This window comes from Actinacidiphila alni, from assembly GCF_900112845.1.
In the GTDB taxonomy this organism is placed as follows: Bacteria; Actinomycetota; Actinomycetes; order Streptomycetales; family Streptomycetaceae; genus Actinacidiphila; species Actinacidiphila alni.
The window spans coordinates 342553-363165 of the sequence record NZ_FONG01000006.1 but is presented as its reverse complement, the minus strand read 5'-3'; the positions used below and the strand labels follow the sequence as shown (position 1 = coordinate 363165).

Below are 20613 nucleotides of genomic sequence, written 5' to 3'. Positions count from 1 at the left end.
GTGGCGCGCAGGTCCACAGAACGCGGCGGCTCTTCCGAGTCGAGGGCCTCGCGAGAGCCGCCGCTCAGTCCCGAGGAGCAGGCGCGGGCGCTGTGCCTGCGCCTGCTCACCGGGACGCCCCGCACCCGCAAGCAGCTCGCCGACGCCATGCGCAAGCGCGAGATCCCGGACGAGGTCGCCGAGCACGTCCTGGAGCGCTTCCAGGACGTCGGGCTGATCGACGACCAGGCGTTCGCCAACTCCTGGGTGGAGTCCCGGCACCGCGGCCGGGGCCTCGCCCGCCGTGCCCTCGCACAGGAGTTGCGCCACCGCGGGGTCGACGCGGAGTTGGTGAACGAGGCGGTCGGGCTGCTCGACCACGACCAGGAGGAGCAGACCGCCCGCGAACTGGTCGCCCGCCGGCTGCCAGGCACGCGCGGGCTGGACCGCGACAAGCGGATCCGCCGCCTCGCGGGCATGCTCGCCCGCAAGGGCTACTCCGAGGGCCTGGCCCTGCGTGTTGTGCGCGACGCTCTCACCGCGGAGGGCCAGGAAGCGGATTCCGGGGACGAGCCGTGGGACTGACCGGGGCGCCGGCGGCGCCCCGGCGGGGAGGCCCGGCACCCGGCGCCGGAAAGCGCGGGCGGGACACATCCGCCCGCACCCGCGCTCCCGGGACGCCTCTCAGCGCGTGTGCCCGCTGACCCGGGTGCCCGCCGCGCCGCCCGGCCCGCCGCCGTGACCGCCCTCGTCGCCGTCGTCCGCCCCCGGCTCCTCGCCGTCGCTGCCGACCGGCACGGGCGGACCGCCGCGGGCCAGATCGGCGTACGAATACAGCTCCGCCGGGCGGCAGCCCACCATCGCCGTCACCAGCCGGCCGTCCGGCCGTACCAGCAGCACGCTGTGCGCGGTCGCCCCGGGATAGGTCTCGGTGACGACCAGTTCGGCGCGAGTCGGCAGCGCCGCGACCGCCGACGCCAGCCGGGGCATCAGCCCGGCGGTCAGCCAGTGGCGGCTGTCCCACACCCCGGTGCCCGGGGCGACGAGCACCACGATCAGCCCCCGCCCGAGCCGGTCCCGCAGCCGGCCGACAGTGCCGTCGAGGGCGGTCACCGGCACATCGGTCACCACCCCGCCCGGCGGGGTGTCGCACCCGGCGACCAGCGGCGAGGGCCCGGACTTCCCCCCGCCCGACCGCGGCGCCGGCAGTGCCAGCGGCGAACGCCCGTAGACCGCGGACGCGGCGACCGACCCCCGGCCCAGATGGCTGTCGGTCAGCAGCTCCGCCTGTCCGCGGGCCGAGCCCGACAGCACCGCGTGCCGCACCGTCTGCCACGCGCTGTTGGCCCGCAGCAGCGGAAGGGCCTGATCGGTGGCGCGCAGCCGCGCCCCGACCGCGCCGCGCCGCTCCGCCTCATAGCTGTTCAGCAGTATTCTCGACGCGCCGTCGTGCCAGGCCAGCGAGAGCTTCCAGGACAGATTCTCCGCGTCCCGCAGCCCCTCCTCGACGCTCTGCGCCCCCAGCGCGCCCATCAGATGTGCGGCGTCCCCCGCGAGGAAGACCCGCCCCCTGCGCCAGCGCCTGGCCAGCCGCTGGTGCACCGGATAGTCGGCCGAGCCGACCAGTTCGTACGGGACGACGCTGCCGCACCACGCGGTGAGCGTGGAACGCAGCCGCTCCACCAGGGCGTCGGAGGTGAGCAGCCGCCCCTGCGGCGGCAGCAGCCAGTCCAGCCGCCACAAGCCGTCCGGCAGCGGCCGGCCCGTCACTTCCTGACCCGCAGGAGCGCCCGGCGGGTCGCGGTGCAGCAACGCCACGCCCGGCTCCGGGAGTTCGGCACGGATCACCGCCACCGCGTGCCGGTCCACCGCCGTACGGCCGGGGAAGCGGACGCCCGCCAGCTTGCGGACCGTCGAGCGCGGACCGTCGCAGCCGACCAGGAAGCTGCCGCGCCACCAGGTGTCGTGCGCCCCTCGGGTGTGCACGGTGACCCCGGGCCCGTCCTGCTCGAAGGCGTCCACCCGCACGCCCGCCACGATCCGCACCGACCCGCAGGCGAGCAGGGCCTCGCGCAGGCCGCGTTCCAGCCGGTGCTGCGCGATGTGCAGGGGGGCGTCACGCGGCCCGAAGTCGACCCGCAGCACTTCCGCGCGGCGGCGCACCGTCCGCCAGGCCGACCAGGAGGCGCCGTCCCGGCGGATGCCCTCGTAGCCGAGCCGTTCGACGAGTGCGACCGTGTCGGGGCCGAGGACCGCGGTGCGCGGGCTCCGCAGCTCATCGGAGTCGGCGAACGCCTCCGCCTCGTCGAGGACGATGACGGGGACGTCGCGGCGGGCCAGTGCGAGAGCGAGGGTCAGGCCCACGGGGCCCGCCCCCGCGACGATCACCGGGTCCATGAACAGGTCCCCGGAAGAAGTGCGGTCACAAAGCGTATGCAACCCACTGCGCCTGCCCACGTCAAGCGACGGTCGGCCCTCGGCGCGGTGCGCCGGTCCGCGCGCCCCACGTGCTCCGTGCGCGCCTGCGGACACCCCGATGCGTACCGGGTCGGTAACGGTCCGCCGCGCGGGCCGGTAGCCCCTTGACGCACCCCGTACCGATCGGCGTGGATTCCGTGCACAGGCACCGCTATCACACACCCGTCAGATCGGCCCGAATGACCGTAATACCGGATGAACAGGGAGGTTGACCGTGCGACTGCTCCTCGTGGAAGACGACGACCGTGTCGCCGCCGCCCTCTCCGCGGTCCTGGGCAAGCACGGCTTCGACGTGCGGCACGCCCGCAGCGGCGAGGAGGCGATCCAGGCGCTGCTGCCCGGCGAGGGACCCGCGTACGACTGCGTCCTGCTCGACCTCGGCCTGCCCGACCAGGACGGCTTCGAGGTGTGCAGCCGGATCCGGCGGCGCACCGCGACACCCGTGATCATGGTGACCGCGCGGGCCGACGTACGCTCCCGGATCCACGGCCTCAACCTGGGCGCGGACGACTACGTGGTCAAGCCGTACGACACGGGTGAGCTGCTGGCGCGGATCCACGCGGTGAGCCGCCGCCCGCCGCTGCGCCCGCAGGGCGCCCCCGGGCAGCCCACCGGCGGAGCCGACGTCACCGGCGCCGAGCAGAGCCCGCGCGGCGGTCCTGGACCGCAGGAGAACGCCAAGCTGCTGCTCGGCCCGGTCACCATCGAGCTGTCCACGCGCCGCGTCACCGTGGAGGGCGCGCTGATCGCCCTCACCCGCAAGGAATTCGACCTGCTGTCGCTGCTCGCCAAGCGGCCCGGTGTCGTCTTCCGCAGGGAACAGATCATCAGCGAGGTGTGGCGCACCGCCTGGGAGGGCACGGGCCGCACCCTCGAAGTCCATGTGGCGTCGCTGCGCTCCAAACTGCGCACGCCCGCCATGATCGAGACGGTGCGCGGAGTCGGCTACCGGCTCGTCGTCCCGGTCGGCTGACCCGCCGAGGCCGTCACCTTGCGCACCCGTCTGCTCCCGCTGCTCATCGTGCTGATGGCGGGCGTCCTGCTGGCCCTCGGCTTCCCGCTGGCCGCCAGCCAGGCCGCGTCCCAGCAGCAGCGCGTCGTGGTCGACCGGATCGACGACACCACGCGTTTCGCCGCCCTCGCCCAATATGTGACGGCCAGGGACGAGCAGACCTCGCGCGACGACAAGTCCGCCGAGGACAGCGCGGACGACGAACGGCTGCACACATTGCGCACGGAACTCGCCCGCTACAAGGACCTGTACGGCATCGACGCCGGTGTCTTCTACCGCGACCGCACCGCGATGGCCTCGGCGCCGGGGGACTGGCAGGTGCCGGACACCGGCGAGCTCTACGACGCCTACAACTCGGCGCTGCTCGGCCGCCGCACCCACGACCCCCGCCAGGTGTGGCCGTGGCAGCACCGCAAGCTCGCCATCGCCTCGCCGATCGTCAGGGACGGTGACGTGGTCGCCGTCGTGGTCACCGACTCGCCGACCGGCGCCCTGCGCTCGCGCATCCTGCACGGCTGGCTGCTACTGGCGGCGGGGGAACTGGCGGCGATGGCCATCGCCGTCCTGTGCGCGGTACGGCTGACCGCCTGGGTGCTGCTGCCGGTCGCCCGGCTCGACCGGGTCGCACACGACATCGCCACCGGCCGGATGAAGTCCCGGGTCGGCACGGCCGGCGGCCCCCCGGAACTGCGCCGCCTGGTGCGGTCGTTCAACGAAATGGCCGACAATGTCGAGGAAGTGCTCGACCAGCAGCGGGCCTTCGTCGCGGACGCCTCGCACCAGTTGCGCAATCCGCTGGCCGCCCTGCTGCTGCGGATCGAACTCCTCGGCCTGGAACTGCCCGACGGCCACACCGAGGCGCTGGCGGTCAAGGAGGAGGGGCACCGGCTCGCCCAGGTGCTCGACGATCTGCTGGGCCTGGCGCTCGCCGAGCGCGCCGGCAGCCACCTGGCGCTCACCGACCTCGCGGCGCTGGCCCGTACCCGCGCCGACGCGTGGCGGCCGGTCGCCGACCGGGCGGGGATCACCGTGGAATTCGCCGCATATGGTGCGGCCGAGGACGCCGACGCCTACGAAGAAGGTGGCGAGTCCGCGGACACCGTGCCCGAGGTGATCGGCTGGGCCGACGCCGTCGCCCTGTCCAGCGCCCTGGACGCGGTGATCGACAACGCCATCAAATTCACGCCGAGCGGCGAGGCCGTCCACGTGCGGGTCGGCACCGACGGCAAACGCGCCGCGATCACCGTCGCCGACAGCGGCCCCGGCCTGACGGACGAGGAACTCGCCAGGATCGGCGATCGTTTCTGGCGCAGCGCCCGCCACCAGAATGTGCACGGCTCGGGACTCGGCCTGTCCATCGCCCGCGCCCTGCTCGGCCAGGGCGGCGGCGACATCACCTACGGGCGGCGCGAGCCGCACGGACTGGAGGTCACGCTCACCGTGCCCCGTACGGCGCCGGTCGGCGTCTGACCGCCCCACCGGGGCCGCGGCCGGCCAGGCAGCTCCGCTACGGCTTCACCGACCGGTAGTAGCGCTCCGCGCCCACGTGCAGCGGCAGCGGATCGGTGAACACCGCGGTCCGCAGGTCCACCAATTGCGCCGCGTGCACCTCCTTGCCGATCGCGTCCCGGCTGTCGATCACCGCACGCGTCAGGCGTTCCACCAGACCGGTGTTCGCGTGATCGGTGGTGACCAGCAGATTGGCGACGGCGATGGTCGCGACGGCCTGCCCCTTCTGCGCCTGCGGATACGCGTCGGCGGGCATCACGGCCTGCCGGTAGTAGGCCATCTGCGGCCCCATGGCGTGCAGCTTCGCCACCAGGTCGCCGAGCTGTACGAGCTTGATGCCCGGTTTCGTACGGGCCATCTCGGTGACGGCCGCGGTGGGCAGCCCGCCGGACCAGAAGAAGGCGTCGAGCCGGCCCTCGCGCAGCATCGAGGGTGCCTGGTCGATGCCGACCGGTATCGCGTCGACGTCCTTGGTGATGTCCAGGCCCGCCGCCGCGAACAGCCGCCTGGTGATGAGATTGACCCCGGAGTCCGCCTGGCCGACGCCGACGCGCAGCCCGCGCAGGTCACGTGCGGAGCGCACCGTGGAGTCGCTCGGTACGACAAGCTGCATGTAGTCGTCGTAGAGCCGGGCGCAGGCGCGCAGTTCGTCCTTGCCCGGGCCCTGGTAATTGGCGACGGCATCGGCCGCGGCGATGGTGAAGTCGGCGCGGCCCGACACCACCCGCTTGATGTTGTCGACCGAGCCCTGGGTGTGCAGCAGATTGACCTGCACCCCAGGCAGCGCCGTGTGCAGATCGCCCTTGAGCAGCATTCCGTACTTCTCGTACACCCCGTTGGCCACGCCCGTGGCCAGCGACATCGGCGCCCGCGGATACGACGGGCCCGAACTCGGCAGCAGCCACCACAGCAGCAGCGCCAGCACCGACGACCCGGCGAGCAGCGCCTGGAGCGCCCGCCTCCCGCCCGGCCCGCGCACGGGCGCCCGCACGGCGGTGCGCAGGCGTTCGGCCAGGTGGGTGAGGTCCATGCACCGGGATCCTGCCAGCCGGGCGTGACCAGGGGAAGGCCGAGCCGCCCCGCGGCCGGGCCCCGTCTGTGGAAGGCGGGGGCGGCGGGCCGCGGCGACCACGTACTCTGGATGATTGTTATGAGCGCGCGTACATACGAGGTCCGCACCTACGGGTGCCAGATGAACGTCCACGACTCCGAGCGGCTGTCCGGCCTGCTGGAGGACGCGGGGTACGTCCGCGCACCCGCAGACGCCGACGGCGCCGATGTCGTCGTCTTCAACACCTGCGCGGTGCGGGAGAACGCCGACAATCGTCTTTACGGCAATCTGGGCCAGCTCGTGCCCAAGAAGGCGGCCAGGCCCGGCATGCAGATCGCCGTGGGCGGCTGCCTGGCGCAGAAGGACCGCGACACGATCGTGAAGCGGGCGCCCTGGGTCGACGTCGTCTTCGGCACCCACAACATCGGACAGCTCCCCGTGCTGCTGGAGCGGGCCAGGATCGCGGAAGAGGCCCAGGTCGAGATCGTCGAGTCGCTGGAGACCTTCCCCTCGACGCTGCCGTCGCGCCGGGAGTCCGCGTACGCCGCCTGGGTCGCGATCTCCGTCGGCTGCAACAACACCTGCACCTTCTGCATCGTCCCCGCGCTGCGCGGCAAGGAGAAGGACCGCAGGCCCGGCGATGTGCTCGCCGAGGTCGAGGCGCTGGTCGCCGAGGGCGTCATCGAGGTCACCCTGCTCGGCCAGAACGTGAACGCGTACGGCTCCGACATCGGCGACCGCGAGGCGTTCAGCAAGCTGCTGCGCGCCGCGGGCGGTGTCGACGGCCTGGAGCGGATCCGCTTCACCTCGCCGCACCCGCGCGACTTCACCGACGACGTGATCGCCGCCATGGCCGAGACGCCCAATGTGATGCACCAGCTGCACATGCCGCTGCAGTCCGGCTCCGACCGGGTGCTGAAGGCGATGCGCCGGTCGTACCGGCAGGACCGTTACCTCGGGATCATCGCCAAGGTGCGCGCCGCGATGCCGGACGCCGCCATCACCACCGACATCATCGTGGGCTTCCCCGGCGAGACCGAGGAGGACTTCGAGCAGACGCTGCACGTGGTCCGCGAGGCGCGCTTCACGCAGGCGTTCACCTTCCAGTACTCCAAGCGGCCCGGCACCCCCGCCGCCGACATGGAGGGGCAGATCCCGAAGGAGGTCGTGCAGCGGCGCTACGAGCGGCTGGTCGCCCTCCAGGAGGAGATCTCCTGGGAGGAGAACAAGAAGCAGGTCGGGCGGACCCTCGAAGTGCTCGTCGCCGAGGGCGAGGGCCGCAAGGACGACGCCACCCGGCGGCTGTCCGGCCGCGCCCCTGACAACCGGCTGGTGCACTTCGAGCGCCCGGACGAGCCGGTCAGGCCCGGCGACATGGTGACCGTCGAGATCACCTACGCCGCGCCGCACCACCTGCTCGCGGAGAAGCCCGCGCTCGCCGTCCGCCGCACCCGCGCGGGCGACGCGTGGGAGCGGCGCACCGCCGCCCCCGCGACCCCGGCCGGGGTGATGCTGGGCCTGCCGACGATCGGCGCGCCCGCCCCCGTGCCCATGGCCGTCCAGGGCGGTTGCAGCGTCGAGTGACGGGCCGCCCGCGTCGGGCGACGGCGGCGCACGGCGCCGTACGTGCCGGGGTCCGGTCCGCGGGAGGGCCGTTCTTCCGCGGGGTCGCGCCGGTAGGATTTCGATCATGCTGGTCGCCGCTGCCGTCTGTCCCTGCCCGCCGCTGCTGGTCCCGGAGGTGGCGGCAGGCGCCGCTCCCGAACTGGACGCGCTGCGGGACGCCTGCGCCGACGCGATCGGCGTCCTGGCCGCGTCCCGGCCCGACCGGCTGGTGGTGGTCGGCCCGGCCGGCCCTGAGCACCGTGCCGCCTATGCCGAGGGCACAGGCGGCTCTTTCCGGCCCTTCGGCGTCCCGGTCGACGTCCGGCTCGGTGCGGACCGTGATCGGGCCGCCACGGAGCCCGTACGGGCTCTCCCGCCGTCGCTGGCCGTCGCCGCGTGGCTGCTGCGCGACTGGACGGCGGCACCCGTCGAGGGCCTCGGGGTCGGCGGGCAACTGGAGCAGCCGCGGTGCGTCGACGCCGGCCGCGCCCTGGCGGCGGACGCGGACCGCGTCGCCCTGCTCGTCATGGGGGACGGCAGCGCCTGCCGGACCCTGAAGGCACCCGGTTATCTGGACGAGCGCGCCGAACCCTTCGACGCTGCCGTGACGGCCGCCCTGGGAGCCGCCGACACGGGCGCGCTGGCCGCACTCGACGCGGAGCTGGCCGACGCGCTGAAGGTGTCGGGGCGGGCGCCGTGGCAGGTGCTGGCGGGCGCCGCCGACGGGGCCGGGCTCGGGGGCGAGCTGCTGTACGCGTCGGCGCCGTACGGGGTGGGCTACGCCGTGGCGGCCTGGACGTAGCCGGCCCGTCGGCGGGCGCCGGGCCGCACCGGCCGTTCCCGGTCGGTCAGTCGGTCAGGCCGAGGGGCCGTCGTCCTTAGTCATGCCGGTGCCGGTGCCGGCGCCGGTGCCAGAGCCCGTGCCGCTGCCGGGCCCCGTGGCGCTGTCGGTGCCGGTGGCGGGCCCCGCGGCGCTGTCAGGTCCGGACGCCGTCTCGCTGCCCTTGTCCTTGAGGTTGTCCAGCGCGCCCTTGGCCTTGTCGACGCCTGACCCGATCTTCTCGCTGTACTTGCCGCCGGTCTTGGAATCGACGGTGTGGGCCGCCTTCTCCAGACCCGACTCGATCTTGCCGCCGTGCTGCTGCGCGAGGTCGCCGGCCTTGGTCTTCGCGACGCTGAGCTTGTCCTTGAACGAGTCCATGAAGCCCATCTGGCACCTTCCGAAGCATCGAAGAACATCCCGCCCTGTTCCCGACCATACCCGCGGGCCCGGTGTCCCGCGTCGCGCCGATCGATCGAGGTCAGCGCCGAATCTTTGCGAGACTGGCCCTGTGAAGAACCGTGTGATCGCCGTCGTCGGCCCGACCGCGGCCGGGAAGTCCGATCTGGGCGTGGCCCTGGCACAGACCCTGGGCGGCGAAGTGATCAACGCCGACTCCATGCAGCTCTACCGCGGGATGGACATCGGTACCGCCAAGCTCCGGCCGGAGGAACGCGGCGGCGTCCCGCACCATCTGCTGGACATCTGGGACGTCACACAGGCCGCCAATGTCGCCGACTACCAGCGGCTGGCCCGCGCCGAGATCGACCGGCTGCACACCGAAGGGCGCGTCCCGGTGCTGGTCGGTGGCTCCGGTCTCTATGTGCGCGCCGCGATCGACGCCCTGGAATTCCCCGGCACCGACGCCGCCGTACGCGCCCGCCTGGAGGCCGAACTCGACATGCGCGGCTCCGGCGCCCTGCACGCCCGGCTCGCCGCCGTCGACCCCGAGGCCGCCCGTGCCATCCTGCCCAGCAACGGCCGCCGCATCGTCCGCGCCCTCGAGGTGGTGGAGATCACCGGCCGTCCCTTCGCCGCCAACCTCCCCGGCCCAGAAGGGGTCTACGACACCGTCCAGATCGGTGTCGACGTGCCCCGCCCCGAACTCGACGAGCGGATCGCCCTGCGGGTCGACCGGATGTGGGACGCCGGCCTGGTCGACGAGGTCCGCGCCCTGGAGGCGGTCGGCCTGCGCGAGGGCCGTACGGCCTCCCGCGCGCTCGGCTACCAGCAGGTGCTCGCCGCGCTCGCCGGGGAGTGCACCGAGGACGAGGCCCGCGCCACCACCGTCCGCGCCACCAAACGGTTCGCCCGCCGCCAGGACTCGTGGTTCCGCCGTGACCCGCGTGTGCACTGGCTCACGGCGCGCGGCACGGAACTCACCGACCAGGCGCTGACGTTGCTCCAAGAAGCGGTCACAGCCTGATCACGTGATGGCATCGGGACGCTCCGGCGTTCCGGACCACGCTCCGGGCCGTGCCATCATCGAGCATCTAGCTACGGTGTCGGAGAATCGGGAGGGCGCGTGGCGATGGAAGCCGGCCCACGCGACACCCCAGCCGGGCGCGACCCCGCGGCGGAATCCCAGATTCCCGGGCAGTCGCAGCGCGGTGGCGCGTTCCCCGATTCCCGGAACGCACTGGAGTCCTTCGAGCCGCTGGAATCCCTCGATCCGCTGGAGCCGATCGAGCCCATTCCGCCGATGGAGGAGGGCGCGTCCTTCCGGGAGCTGCGCCCCCAGCGCAGGCTGCGGATCTGGCAGCTCGCGCCGATCATCGCCCTCGCGGTGGCCGGCTCACTGATGTTCGCCTTCCCGCTCGCCTTCGAGTCCGGTGACGCCGGTCCCGTCGTCGCCATGCTCGGGCTGCTGTTGTGCTCGTGCTCGGCGGGGTGGGGTCTGATGGCCGCCCGCCGGGTCGGCTACACCTGGCCCGGCATGCCCGCCCGCGGCTCCGGCGCCCGTATCGACTGGCGCTACGTGGCGGGCTACACCGCGCTGATCGTCCTGCTCGCGGTGCTCGCCGTCTGGCGCGTCGCCCGCCTGCGCTGAGGGCACCCCTCCCAAGCCGCACCCGGTGGTCCGTACGACCGCACCCAGCGGCCCGCGCCGCCGCCACGTCTCGCCGTCCGCGTACGATCGAGGGCGTGACCGACACGCACCACGACACCGCACCGCTCGCCTTCCTCAAGGGCCACGGCACCGAGAACGACTTCGTGATCCTCCCCGACCCGGACGGCCGGCTCGACCTGTCGGCGGCCGACGTCACCCGGCTGTGCGACCGCCGCGCCGGGATCGGCGGCGACGGCCTGCTGCGCGTGGTCCGCTCCGCCGCCCACCCCGAGGCCGCCGCGTACGCGGACCGGACCGAGTGGTTCATGGACTACCGCAACAGCGACGGCAGCATCGCCGAGATGTGCGGCAACGGCGTCCGCGTCTTCGCCCGCTACCTCCAGCGCGCCGGACTCACCGACGCGGGCGACCTGGCCGTCGCCACCCGCGCAGGGGTGCGGGAGGTCCACATCGCCAAGGACGCCGAGGACGGCACGCCCGGCGATGTCACCGTACGGATGGGCGTCGCGGGTCTGCCCGAGGACGAGGTCACCGTCACGGTGGGCGACCGCAGTTGGCCCGCGCGCCATGTCGACATGGGCAATCCGCACGCCGTCGCCTTCGTCGACTCGCTCGACCAGGCGGGCACCCTTGACGAGGCCCCCGCCGTCGCCCCCGCCGCGGCCTACCCGGCGGGCACCAACGTCGAATTCGTCGTCGACCGCGGGCCGCGCCATGTGGCCCTGCGCGTCCACGAGCGGGGATCGGGCGAGACCCGGTCCTGCGGCACCGGCGCCTGCGCGGTGATGGTCGCCGCCGCCCGCCGGGACGGCGCCGACCCGGCCGTGACCGGCCGCCCGGTCACGTACACCGTCGACGTCCCCGGCGGCCGGCTGGTGATCACCGAGACCGTCGACGGGCAGATCGAGATGGCCGGACCCGCGGTGATCGTCGCGGAGGGTGTCATCGACCCCGAGTGGCTGGGACTCGCGTCCCGCTGACCCCCGCGGCACCGCGAGCCTCCGAGGCGGCGGACCGACGTCCTCCGACCGGCCGCGTCCGACCGTCATTCCCGCACACGTTCGCTCGAACGGGTGATGGGGATCACTCTCGGCGAGAGCGTGACTGCCGCACGTGGTGGGCTCGGTAGCATCAATCACCGGCGCGGCCCCACGGGGCGTGGAAAGCGTCCGCAGCCGGTTGACGCTGCTGGAGGTGCCCGATGAGTGCAGACAACGCGGTGGACGCCGCCCGCACCGACGGGACCCCGCGACGAGGACTGCGCCGCATCGATCTGCTCCGGCTCGGCCGCGCGGCACTGCTCGGCACCGGCGGCCGCGACCGGGTCCCGGACGCCATCGAGCACCTCACCAAGGTCCACCGCGCCCGCCACCCCGAGGCGGGCCCCGAGGCGATCGAGACCCTGCGCCGCGCCTATGTGCTCGCCGAGTCCTCGCACCGCGGTCAGATGCGCAAGAGCGGCGAGCCGTACATCACCCACCCGCTGGCCGTCACCCTGATCCTCGCCGAACTGGGCGCGGAGACCACCACATTGACCGCGTCACTGCTCCACGACACCGTCGAGGACACCGATGTGACGCTCGATCAGGTGCGGGAGCAGTTCGGCCAGGAGGTCGGCTACCTCGTCGACGGCGTCACCAAACTGGAGAAGGTCGACTACGGCGCCGCCGCGGAACCCGAGACCTTCCGCAAGATGCTCCTCGCCACCGGCGACGACGTACGGGTGATGTCGATCAAGCTGGCCGACCGGCTGCACAATATGCGGACGCTCGGCGTGATGCGCCCCGAGAAGCAGGTCAGGATCGCCAAGGTCACCAGGGACGTGCTGATCCCGCTCGCCGAACGGCTCGGTGTGCAGGCCCTCAAGACCGAGCTGGAGGACCTGGTCTTCGCGATCCTCCATCCCGAGGAGCACGCCAGGACCCGCGCCATGATCGCTGCGAACGCCGACGGGCCCGACCTGCTCGCGGCCGTCGCCGAGGACCTGCGCAGGGTACTGCGGGAGGCGGGCATCGCCGCCGAGATCGCCATCCGGCCGCGCCACGCGGTGTCCGTGCACCGCGTCCTGCTCAAGCGCGGCGGCGCGGAACTCGGCAGCTGCGACTTCGGCCGGCTGCTCGTCGTGGTCGCAGAGGACGCCGACTGCTATGCCGTCCTCGGCGAGCTGCACACCTGCTTCACCCCGGTCATCGCGGAGTTCAAGGACTTCATCGCCGCCCCCAAGTTCAACCTGTACCAGTCGCTGCACACCGCCGTCGCCGACGACCGCGGCCGGGTCGCCGAAGTGCTGGTGCGCACCCGGCGGATGCACCGGGTCGCCGAGGCCGGGGTGATCGCGCTCGGCGATCCGCACGCCGTCGCCGATACCCCGCAGACCGCGGAGGGCGAGCCCGGGACGCGCGTGGACCCCACCCGGCCCGGCTGGCTCGCCAGGCTGCTGGAGTGGCAGCGCGACGCGCCCGACGCCGACACCTTCTGGTCCGCGCTGCGGGACGACCTCGCGCAGGACCGCGAGATCACCGTCTTCGCCGCCGAGTCCGGGGAGTCCGGCGAATCCACCGGTACGGTGCGGCTGCCCGCCGGCGCGAGCTGCGTGGACGCCGCCTACGCGGTGCACGGCGAGGCCGGCCACCGGTGCGTCGGCGCCCGGGTCAACGGCAGGCTGGCCCCGCTGGGCACCCGGCTGCGCGACGGCGACACCCTTCAGCTGCTGATGGCCGACAGCGCGGCCTCCGGCCCCGACGCCGACTGGCTGGAGCGCGCCATCACCCCGGCCGCCCGGATCGCCATCACCCGGTGGCTCGCCCAGCACCCGGCGGCGGACGACGAGGACCAGCAGACGGCGGCACCGGCCGTACGCCCGGAGCGCACCGCGGACGAGCCGCCGACCGCGGAGCCGGTCGCCGTCACCGACCTGCCGCACGCGACCGTACGGCTGGCCCGCTGCTGCACGCCGGTGCCGCCGGACGGCGTGACCGGCTTCGTGATCCGCGGCGGCACCGTCGCCGTCCACCGCGTGGAGTGTCCGAGCACCGCCCGGATGACCGCGGCGGGCCGCACCCCCGTACCGGTCCGCTGGCGCGACGGCGGCTCCGCCAACGCCTACCGCGCCACCGTCCTCGCCGAGGCGCTGAGCCGGCCCCGGCTGCTCGCCGACCTCACCGAGGCCATCGCCGCCCAGGGCGTCGGGATCGTCTCGGCCGCGGTGGAACCCCCGCAGGAGCACCGCGTGCGGCACACGTACACCGTCGAGCTGCCCGACCCCGGGGCCCTGACGGCCCTGATGCGGGCGATGCGGTCGGTGCCGGGCGTCTACGACGTCTACCGCGCGCGGCTCACCGTGGCCGCGGCCCGTCCCTGACCCGCGGGAAACGGCTGTCCGGCGGCGTGTCCGGTCCGGGCGGCGGGCCCGCGCGGGACACCCGCGGCGAAACCCGCGTGACCACCGGTGTCCGGCGTGCGACCATCGTAGTAGCGGCGGAAACACCGCCGAGCCGTTGACCGTACGACCTAAGGATCCAATGACCTCCACCTCTTCTTCCTCTTCGAACAACCGCCAGCGCCTCCCCGAGAGCCTTCGGGCCGACGCCCTGATGGAAGAGGACGTGGCCTGGAGTCATGAGATCGACGAGGACCGGGACGGCGACCAGTTCGACCGCTCCGACCGTGCGTCGCTCCGCCGGGTCGCGGGACTCTCCACCGAGCTGGAGGACGTCACCGAGGTCGAGTACCGGCAGCTCCGCCTGGAGCGTGTGGTGCTCGTGGGCGTGTGGACCACCGGGACCGTCGACGACGCCGAGAATTCGCTGGCCGAGCTGGCGGCACTCGCCGAGACCGCCGGTGCCGTCGTCCTCGACGGCGTCGTCCAGCGCCGCGACAAGCCGGACCCGGCCACGTACATCGGTTCCGGCAAGGCCATGGAGCTGCGCGACATCGTCGTGGAGACCGGCGCCGACACCGTCGTCTGCGACGGTGAGCTGAGCCCTGGCCAGCTCATCCACCTGGAGGACGTCGTCAAGGTCAAGGTGGTCGACAGGACCGCCCTGATCCTCGACATCTTCGCGCAGCACGCCAAGTCCCGGGAGGGTAAGGCGCAGGTCTCGCTGGCACAGATGCAGTACATGCTGCCGAGGCTGCGCGGCTGGGGCCAGTCGCTGTCCCGGCAGATGGGTGGCGGTGGCTCCGGCTCCTCGGGCGGCGGCATGGCCACCCGCGGTCCCGGTGAGACCAAGATCGAGACCGACCGGCGGCGCATCCGCGAGAAGATGGCCAAGATGCGCCGGGAGATCGCGGAGATGAAGACCAGCCGCGACCTCAAGCGCCAGGAACGCAAGCGCCACAAGGTGCCGTCGGTGGCCATCGCCGGATACACCAACGCGGGCAAGTCCTCGCTGCTCAACCGCCTTACCGGCGCGGGCGTCCTGGTGGAGAACGCGCTGTTCGCCACCCTGGACCCGACCGTACGGCGGGCCGAGACGCCCAGCGGGCGGCTCTACACGCTGGCCGACACCGTCGGGTTCGTGCGGCATCTGCCGCACCACCTGGTCGAGGCGTTCCGTTCCACGATGGAGGAGGTCGCGGACGCCGACCTGATCCTGCACGTGGTCGACGGGTCGCACCCGGTGCCGGAGGAGCAGCTCGCGGCGGTCCGCGAGGTGTTCCGCGACGTCGGCGCGCTCGACGTGCCCGAGATCGTGGTGGTGAACAAGGCGGACGCCGCCGATCCGCTGGTCCTCCAGCGGCTGCTGCGCAACGAGAAGCACGCCATCGCGGTGTCGGCCCGCAGCGGCATGGGCATCGACGAGCTGCTGGAGATCATCGACGAGGAACTCCCGCGGCCCGACGTCGAGGTCGAGGCGCTCGTGCCGTACACGCACGGCGGTCTCGTCTCGCGGGTGCACGCCTCGGGCGAGGTGCTCTCCGAGGAGCACACCGGCGACGGCACGCTGCTCAAGGTACGGGTGCACGAGGAACTGGCCGCGGAATTGGCCCCGTTCACCCTCGTCAGGCACTGAGCCGGTAAACAGCCCGATAAACAGTAAGGGGCCGCCTCCAGGAGGCGGCCCCTTACTCATGCGCCGGCGACCATGAGCGGCCGTCAGCTGAACTTCTCGCTCACCCCGTCGAAGACCTTCTTCGCCTCCGTGCCCAGATGCGGCCCCGCCAGCCAGGTGTTGGTCACCGGACCGATCGACGTATTGCTGACCAGCGCCGTCGTACCGTCGGGGCGCTGGGCGAACCAGCCACCGCCCGAGGAACCGCCCGTCATCGTGCAGCCGATCCGGTACTCGGTGGGCGCGTCGGCGTCCAGCGACAGCCGCCCCGGCCTGCCCACGCAGTCGTACATCTGCTGGCCGTTGAAGGGCGCCGCCGCGGGGTAGCCCCAGGCGCCCATGGCGTCGATCTTCGTCGCGGACGGCGCGTCGAACCAGACGGGCATCGCCGAACCCACCGTCTCCTCCAGCGACTTGGACCCCGCACCGTCCTCCGGCTTCACATGCAGCACGGCGAAGTCGTACGGCGAACCGCTGCCGCCGGACTCGGCGCCGGTGCTGATCCACTCGTCCGAGGTGCTGGCCCAGTCGGCCCAGAAGACGCCGTACGGCGCCAGGACGTCACGCGACGCGCCCTGCAGTTCGTCGGCGCTCCTGCCCGTGTCGTTGTAGGCGGGCACGAAGGCGATGTTGCGGTACCAGCCGCCGGCCTTCCCCGCGTGCACGCAGTGCCCCGCCGTCCACACCAGATTCGACTTGCCCGGATGCGCCGGATCCTCGACCACCGTCGCCGAGCACACCATCGACCCCTTGGGGCCGTCGAAGAAGAGTTTTCCGACACCAGGTGCGGCCTTGTGATACGGCGCCGTCACCCGGCTCGCCTGCACCGGGTCGGGTGCCGGGTCGCTCTGGCCCTGATCGGCCGGCACATCGGTCGGCACCTTCTTGTCGCTCTGGTCCGCGCCCTTCATGCGGTCGTCGCTCCACAGGCCGTCGATCACCGGGTTGACGAAATCCGCCGCCTTGCGCAGCCATTTCGCCTTGTCCCAGTTCTTCCAGCCGCCCTTCTTGTACGCCTTCTCCCACTGCTTCAGGTCGTTGAGGCTGGTCGGGAAGGACGTCGGAAGACCGAGGTCGTTGCCCGCCGTCGCCGACGCGTGCGGCTTGGCGTCGGAGGAGCTGCCGGACGACCCGCACGCGGTGGCACCGCCCGCGAGGAGAACGGCCGCGGTCGCCGCGGCGACGAAGGGCCTGCGTATGGACGACCGGCTGGGCGATTTCACGCGCGTATTCCCGCGGGTGTTACCGCGCGAACTCTCGCGCGAATTCCCGCGCGCCGGACGGGACGACCGCTTGGACGACATGGACTGCTCCCCCTGAGATGTCTTCGGCTGCGCGGCGGTCGCCGCCCGCTGCGCGGTGGCCCCCACTATGCCGCCGGTGTGAGGGACGGCCGGGGCTGTTCCGCGGTTCCGGCCGGAAAGTCTCGGTGCCGACCGTGATCGAGCTGTGGTCCGGTCGTTGGTACGGACGGGGGACGACTGCCTTGACGCCGACCGGAGGAGTGAGCACGTGGCCGCCATTTCGAGCGCGCCGGAGCGACAACTGGCGGAATCGGCCGCGGACATCACGGCGGGGGAGGCGATTCTCCGCAGGCAGGCGCAGCGCGAGTCGGCGGCGCGCACCTATGCGCGGTCGCTGCCCGTGGTGCCGGTCCGCGCGCGGGGCATGACCGTGGAGGCCGCCGACGGCCGCCGCTACCTGGACTGCCTGTCGGGCGCGGGCACCCTCGCCCTCGGCCACAATCATCCCGTTGTCCTGGAAGCCATCAGGGGCGTCCTGGACTCCGGCGCCCCGCTGCACGTCCTCGACCTGGCCACACCGGTCAAGGACGCCTTCACCACCGCCCTGTTCGAGACCCTGCCGCCGGAGCTCGCCGAGCACGGCCGGATCCAGTTCTGCGGTCCCGCGGGCACCGACGCGGTCGAGGCCGCGATCAAGCTGGCCCGTACGGCCACCGGGCGCGGCGGGCTGCTCGCCTTTTCCGGCGCCTACCACGGCATGACCGCCGCCGCGCTCGCCGCGACGGGTGACACCGCCGTACGCGGAACCGTCGGCGAGCCGGACGCCCGCGTCACGCGGCTGCCGTACCCGTACGACTACCGGTGTCCGTTCGGCGTCGGCGGCGACCGCGGCGCCGAGCTGTCCGCCCGCTGGACCGCGCACCTGCTGGACGACCCCAAGGGCGGGGTGCAGCCGCCCGCCGCGATGCTCCTGGAGGCCGTCCAGGGCGAGGGTGGCGTCATCCCGGCGCCCGACGACTGGCTGCGCAAGATGCGCGAGATCACCGCCGCCCGGGGCATTCCCCTGGTGGTCGACGAGGTGCAGACCGGTGTCGGACGCACCGGCACCTTCTGGGCCGTGGAACGCAGCGGCATCGTGCCGGACGTCATGGTGCTGTCCAAGGCCATCGGCGGCAGCCTGCCGCTGGCCGTGATCGTCTACCGCGACGAGTTGGACGTCTGGCGGCCGGGCGCCCACGCGGGCACCTTCCGCGGCAATCAGCTCGCCATGGCCGCGGGGACCGCGACCCTCCGCTACGTCCGCGAGAACGCCCTCCACGAGCGCGCGGAGGCCGTCGGCGCGCGCATGCTCAGCCGCCTGCGCGGCCTGGCCGCGCACCACCCCTGCATCGGCGACGTCCGCGGACGCGGACTGATGATCGGCGTCGAACTCGTCGACACCGAGGCCGACCCCGACGACTACGGCGCGCTCCCGGCCGCGCCGCAACTCGCCGCCCGCGTCCAGCAGGAGGCCCTGCGCCGCGGCCTGATCGTCGAACTCGGCGGCCGGCACGGCGCGGTGGTCCGGCTGCTGCCGCCGCTGACCATCACCGACGAACAGGCGGAGGCCGTCCTCGACCGGCTCGCCGCCGCCGTCGCGACCGCGAGCACCGCCGTACGAGGCGGCGCCGCATGACACCGGCGGACGTCGGCACGGCGCCGTACGACCCGGCGAACGACCGCGAGAGGCCGCGCCATGGCGCGGACCCGACGAGTGGAGCCCCGGCATGACCGCACACCTCGATCCCGGCGCCGTGACACCGCGGGACGCCGCCGCGCCGTTCGCCCCGGCCGTGCCACCCGCCGTGTCCGCGCCGCCCCCGGCAGGCGCCGTACCCGCCCAGCGGCCCCGTACGGCCGGCGCCGACCGGCGCCCGAGCGCGGCCGACGGCCTGGGCGGGGACCAGCCCCAGCACCAGCCCCAGCCCCAGCTCCAGGACCAGCTCCAGGACCGGGACCAGAGCCGGGACCAGCCCCAGGACCCGCTGGAAGACCCCGACCCGTACCGCGTCGCCGACGCCGCGGGCGCCGAGAACCTGCTGCGCTGCTGGGTCCGCGAGGCGGGCCTTCCGGAACCCGCCGACGGCCACCTGCGGATCCCGCTGCCCGCCAGCGGCACCGAGGCGCACACCCGCGTCCTGCACTGGTCGGCCACCGGCCACCACCGCTTCGGCCCCGTCCGCCTCACCACGGCCGCCGGCGCCCCGCTGACCGCCGTCGCGCTGGCCGCGCTGCTGGCCCGCGAGGGCGGCGGCCCGGCGGCCGACGGCGACGACCTGGTGGCCAGGGTGGCCGATTCGGTACGGCGCACCGCCGTCTTCGTCACGGAGCGCCGCGTACGGCCCGGCAGGCCGGAACCCGAACTGCCCTTCCTCGACTCGGAACAGGCCCTGATCCTCGGCCATCCGGCGCATCCCGCCCCCAAGAGCCGCGAAGGGCTCGGCGACGGTGAGAGCGCCGCGTACTCGCCCGAGACCCGCGGCTCCTGCGTGCTGCACTGGCTCGCGGTGGACACCGCGGTGCTGGCCACCGACTCGGCGTGGACCGACCGCGGCCGGCCCATCCCCGCCGCCGACCTGCTGGCGGCGATGGCCGGACCGGAACTCGACCTCCCCGCCGGCACGGTGCCGCTCCCGGTGCACCCCTGGCAGGCCCGCGACCTGGCGCACCGGCCGGCCGTACGGGAGCTGTTCGACGCCGGGCTGTTGCGCGACCTGGGACCGCTCGGCGAACCGTGGCACCCCACCTCGTCCGTCCGCACGGTCTACCGGCCCGACGCACCGGCCATGCTCAAGCTCTCGCTGGGCCTGCGCATCACCAACTCCCGCCGGGACAACCTCCGCAAGGAGCTGAAGCGCGGCACCGAGGTGCACCGCCTGCTGCGCAGCGGCCTCGCCGCGCAGTGGCACGCGGTCCACCCGGGCTTCGACATCGTCCGCGACCCGGCCTGGACCGGCGTGGACACGCCGGACGGCACACCGGTGGCGGGCCTCGACGTGGTGCTCAGGCACAGCCCGTTCGGCCCCGGCGACCAGGCGCACTGCGTGGCGGGTCTGACCTCGCCGCGCCCCTGGCCCGGTGTCCCCGCACCCGCCCTGCGGTCCCGGCTCGCCGTCCTGGTCAACCGGCTGGCGGAGCGCAGCGGGCGGCCCGCGACGGCGGTCGCCACCGAATGGTTCCTGCGCTATCTGGACGCCGTCGTACGGCCCGTGCTGTGGCTGGACGGCGAGGCCGGCATCGCCCTGGAGGCGCACCAGCAGAACACCCTCGTCCTGCTCGACGCCCACGGCTGGCCCCACGGCGGGCGCTACCGCGACAACCAGGGGTACTACTTCCGCGCGTCGCGCCGCGCGGAGCTGGAACGGCGACTGCCGGGCATCGGGGCCGCGAGCGACACCTTCGTCGCCGACGAGGTGGCGGACGAACGCTTCGCCTACTACCTCGGCATCAACAATGTGCTCGGCCTCATCGGGGCCTTCGGCTCGCAGCGGCTGGCCGACGAACAGGTGCTGCTCGCCGCCTTCCGGCGCTTCCTGGCCGCGGCGGCGGGCGGCCGCAGCAATCTGCCCGCGCGGCTGCTGGACGCCCCCGAACTGCGCGGCAAGGCCAATCTGCTGACCAGGCTGCACGGAATGGACGAACTCGCCGGCCCCGTCGACACCCAGTCGGTCTACATCACCATGCCCAATCCGCTGACCGTCTGAGCGGGCCGCCCGGGCCCGCCCGCGTACGCGCCGGACCCCGTCCGGCC

The 20613-nt window shown here is 73.4% G+C and carries 16 protein-coding genes; 12 read left to right on the top strand and 4 right to left on the bottom strand.

Annotated elements, in window-relative coordinates; genetic code table 11:
- Complete coding sequence (gene recX / locus BM076_RS13040) at nt 1-564, top strand: recombination regulator RecX (RefSeq protein ID WP_245796021.1); 564 nt, start codon at nt 1-3, stop codon at nt 562-564.
- 99 nt (nt 565-663) lie between these two features.
- Here recX and BM076_RS13035 read toward each other — a convergent pair whose 3' ends face one another.
- Nucleotides 664-2376, bottom strand: a complete 1713-nt coding sequence (locus BM076_RS13035) for an FAD-dependent monooxygenase (protein WP_093713622.1) — start codon at nt 2374-2376, stop codon at nt 664-666.
- A 295-nt stretch (nt 2377-2671) separates the two neighbouring features.
- Between BM076_RS13035 and BM076_RS13030 the strand changes: the two genes are divergently transcribed.
- Together BM076_RS13030 and BM076_RS13025 are read left to right on the top strand one after the other, a co-directional pair.
- Nucleotides 2672-3430, top strand: a complete 759-nt coding sequence (locus tag BM076_RS13030; RefSeq protein ID WP_093713686.1) for a response regulator transcription factor — start codon at nt 2672-2674, stop codon at nt 3428-3430.
- Nucleotides 3431-3448: 18 nt separating this feature from the next.
- Complete coding sequence (locus BM076_RS13025; RefSeq protein WP_093713621.1) at nt 3449-4939, top strand: sensor histidine kinase; 1491 nt, start codon at nt 3449-3451, stop codon at nt 4937-4939.
- 37 nt (nt 4940-4976) lie between these two features.
- Here the strand turns inward: BM076_RS13025 and BM076_RS13020 are convergent, their stop codons facing one another.
- Entirely contained in the window at nt 4977-6008 is a 1032-nt protein-coding gene (locus tag BM076_RS13020; RefSeq protein ID WP_093713620.1) for a TAXI family TRAP transporter solute-binding subunit, read from the bottom strand.
- Nucleotides 6009-6119: 111 nt separating this feature from the next.
- On the opposite strand from BM076_RS13020, the gene miaB reads away from it, so the two are divergent.
- Nucleotides 6120-7613, top strand: coding sequence for a tRNA (N6-isopentenyl adenosine(37)-C2)-methylthiotransferase MiaB (miaB, locus tag BM076_RS13015; RefSeq protein ID WP_093713619.1), 1494 nt, complete (start codon nt 6120-6122; stop codon nt 7611-7613).
- Nucleotides 7614-7719: 106 nt separating this feature from the next.
- Nucleotides 7720-8436, top strand: coding sequence for a class III extradiol dioxygenase subunit B-like domain-containing protein (locus BM076_RS13010; protein WP_093713618.1), 717 nt, complete (start codon nt 7720-7722; stop codon nt 8434-8436).
- Between the two features lie 54 nt (nt 8437-8490).
- Here the strand turns inward: BM076_RS13010 and BM076_RS13005 are convergent, their stop codons facing one another.
- Nucleotides 8491-8835, bottom strand: a complete 345-nt coding sequence (locus tag BM076_RS13005) for an antitoxin (protein ID WP_245796020.1) — start codon at nt 8833-8835, stop codon at nt 8491-8493.
- A gap of 130 nt (nt 8836-8965) precedes the next feature.
- Between BM076_RS13005 and miaA the strand changes: the two genes are divergently transcribed.
- The 5 genes from miaA (at nt 8966) to hflX (ending at nt 15540) form a co-directional block, all read left to right on the top strand.
- Nucleotides 8966-9880: a tRNA (adenosine(37)-N6)-dimethylallyltransferase MiaA gene (gene miaA, locus BM076_RS13000; protein ID WP_245796019.1), complete on the top strand. Its 915-nt coding sequence runs from the start codon at nt 8966-8968 to the stop codon at nt 9878-9880.
- Between the two features lie 105 nt (nt 9881-9985).
- Entirely contained in the window at nt 9986-10504 is a 519-nt protein-coding gene (locus BM076_RS12995) for a hypothetical protein (protein WP_093713617.1), read from the top strand.
- Between the two features lie 95 nt (nt 10505-10599).
- Nucleotides 10600-11505, top strand: a complete 906-nt coding sequence (gene dapF, locus BM076_RS12990; protein ID WP_093713616.1) for a diaminopimelate epimerase — start codon at nt 10600-10602, stop codon at nt 11503-11505.
- 221 nt (nt 11506-11726) lie between these two features.
- Nucleotides 11727-13886, top strand: a complete 2160-nt coding sequence (locus tag BM076_RS12985) for a RelA/SpoT family protein (protein WP_093713615.1) — start codon at nt 11727-11729, stop codon at nt 13884-13886.
- A 160-nt stretch (nt 13887-14046) separates the two neighbouring features.
- On the top strand, nt 14047-15540 hold the full coding sequence (gene hflX, locus BM076_RS12980; protein ID WP_093713614.1) for a GTPase HflX: 1494 nt from the start codon (nt 14047-14049) through the stop codon (nt 15538-15540).
- Between the two features lie 83 nt (nt 15541-15623).
- Here the strand turns inward: hflX and BM076_RS12975 are convergent, their stop codons facing one another.
- Nucleotides 15624-16883, bottom strand: coding sequence for a trypsin-like serine peptidase (locus BM076_RS12975; RefSeq protein ID WP_407640649.1), 1260 nt, complete (start codon nt 16881-16883; stop codon nt 15624-15626).
- A gap of 217 nt (nt 16884-17100) precedes the next feature.
- On the opposite strand from BM076_RS12975, the gene BM076_RS12970 reads away from it, so the two are divergent.
- Together BM076_RS12970 and BM076_RS12965 are read left to right on the top strand one after the other, a co-directional pair.
- Nucleotides 17101-18498, top strand: coding sequence for a diaminobutyrate--2-oxoglutarate transaminase (locus tag BM076_RS12970; RefSeq protein ID WP_407640652.1), 1398 nt, complete (start codon nt 17101-17103; stop codon nt 18496-18498).
- A gap of 91 nt (nt 18499-18589) precedes the next feature.
- Nucleotides 18590-20566, top strand: coding sequence for an IucA/IucC family protein (locus tag BM076_RS12965; RefSeq protein ID WP_093713613.1), 1977 nt, complete (start codon nt 18590-18592; stop codon nt 20564-20566).
- Nucleotides 20567-20613 lie beyond the last annotated feature (47 nt).

Bases quoted from the DNA above. Each gene is read 5' to 3' on its own strand.
- BM076_RS13035 (WP_093713622.1), bottom strand. From the start codon at position 2,376: ATGGACCCGGTGATCGTCGCGGGGGCGGGCCCCGTGGGCCTGACCCTC.
- BM076_RS13020 (WP_093713620.1), bottom strand. From the start codon at position 6,008: ATGGACCTCACCCACCTGGCCGAACGCCTGCGCACCGCCGTGCGGGCG.
- miaB (WP_093713619.1), top strand. From the start codon at position 6,120: ATGATTGTTATGAGCGCGCGTACATACGAGGTCCGCACCTACGGGTGC.
- BM076_RS13010 (WP_093713618.1), top strand. From the start codon at position 7,720: ATGCTGGTCGCCGCTGCCGTCTGTCCCTGCCCGCCGCTGCTGGTCCCG.
- BM076_RS13005 (WP_245796020.1), bottom strand. From the start codon at position 8,835: ATGGACTCGTTCAAGGACAAGCTCAGCGTCGCGAAGACCAAGGCCGGC.
- BM076_RS12995 (WP_093713617.1), top strand. From the start codon at position 9,986: ATGGAAGCCGGCCCACGCGACACCCCAGCCGGGCGCGACCCCGCGGCG.
- BM076_RS12985 (WP_093713615.1), top strand. From the start codon at position 11,727: ATGAGTGCAGACAACGCGGTGGACGCCGCCCGCACCGACGGGACCCCG.
- hflX (WP_093713614.1), top strand. From the start codon at position 14,047: ATGACCTCCACCTCTTCTTCCTCTTCGAACAACCGCCAGCGCCTCCCC.
- BM076_RS12975 (WP_407640649.1), bottom strand. From the start codon at position 16,883: ATGTCGTCCAAGCGGTCGTCCCGTCCGGCGCGCGGGAATTCGCGCGAG.
- BM076_RS12965 (WP_093713613.1), top strand. From the start codon at position 18,590: ATGACCGCACACCTCGATCCCGGCGCCGTGACACCGCGGGACGCCGCC.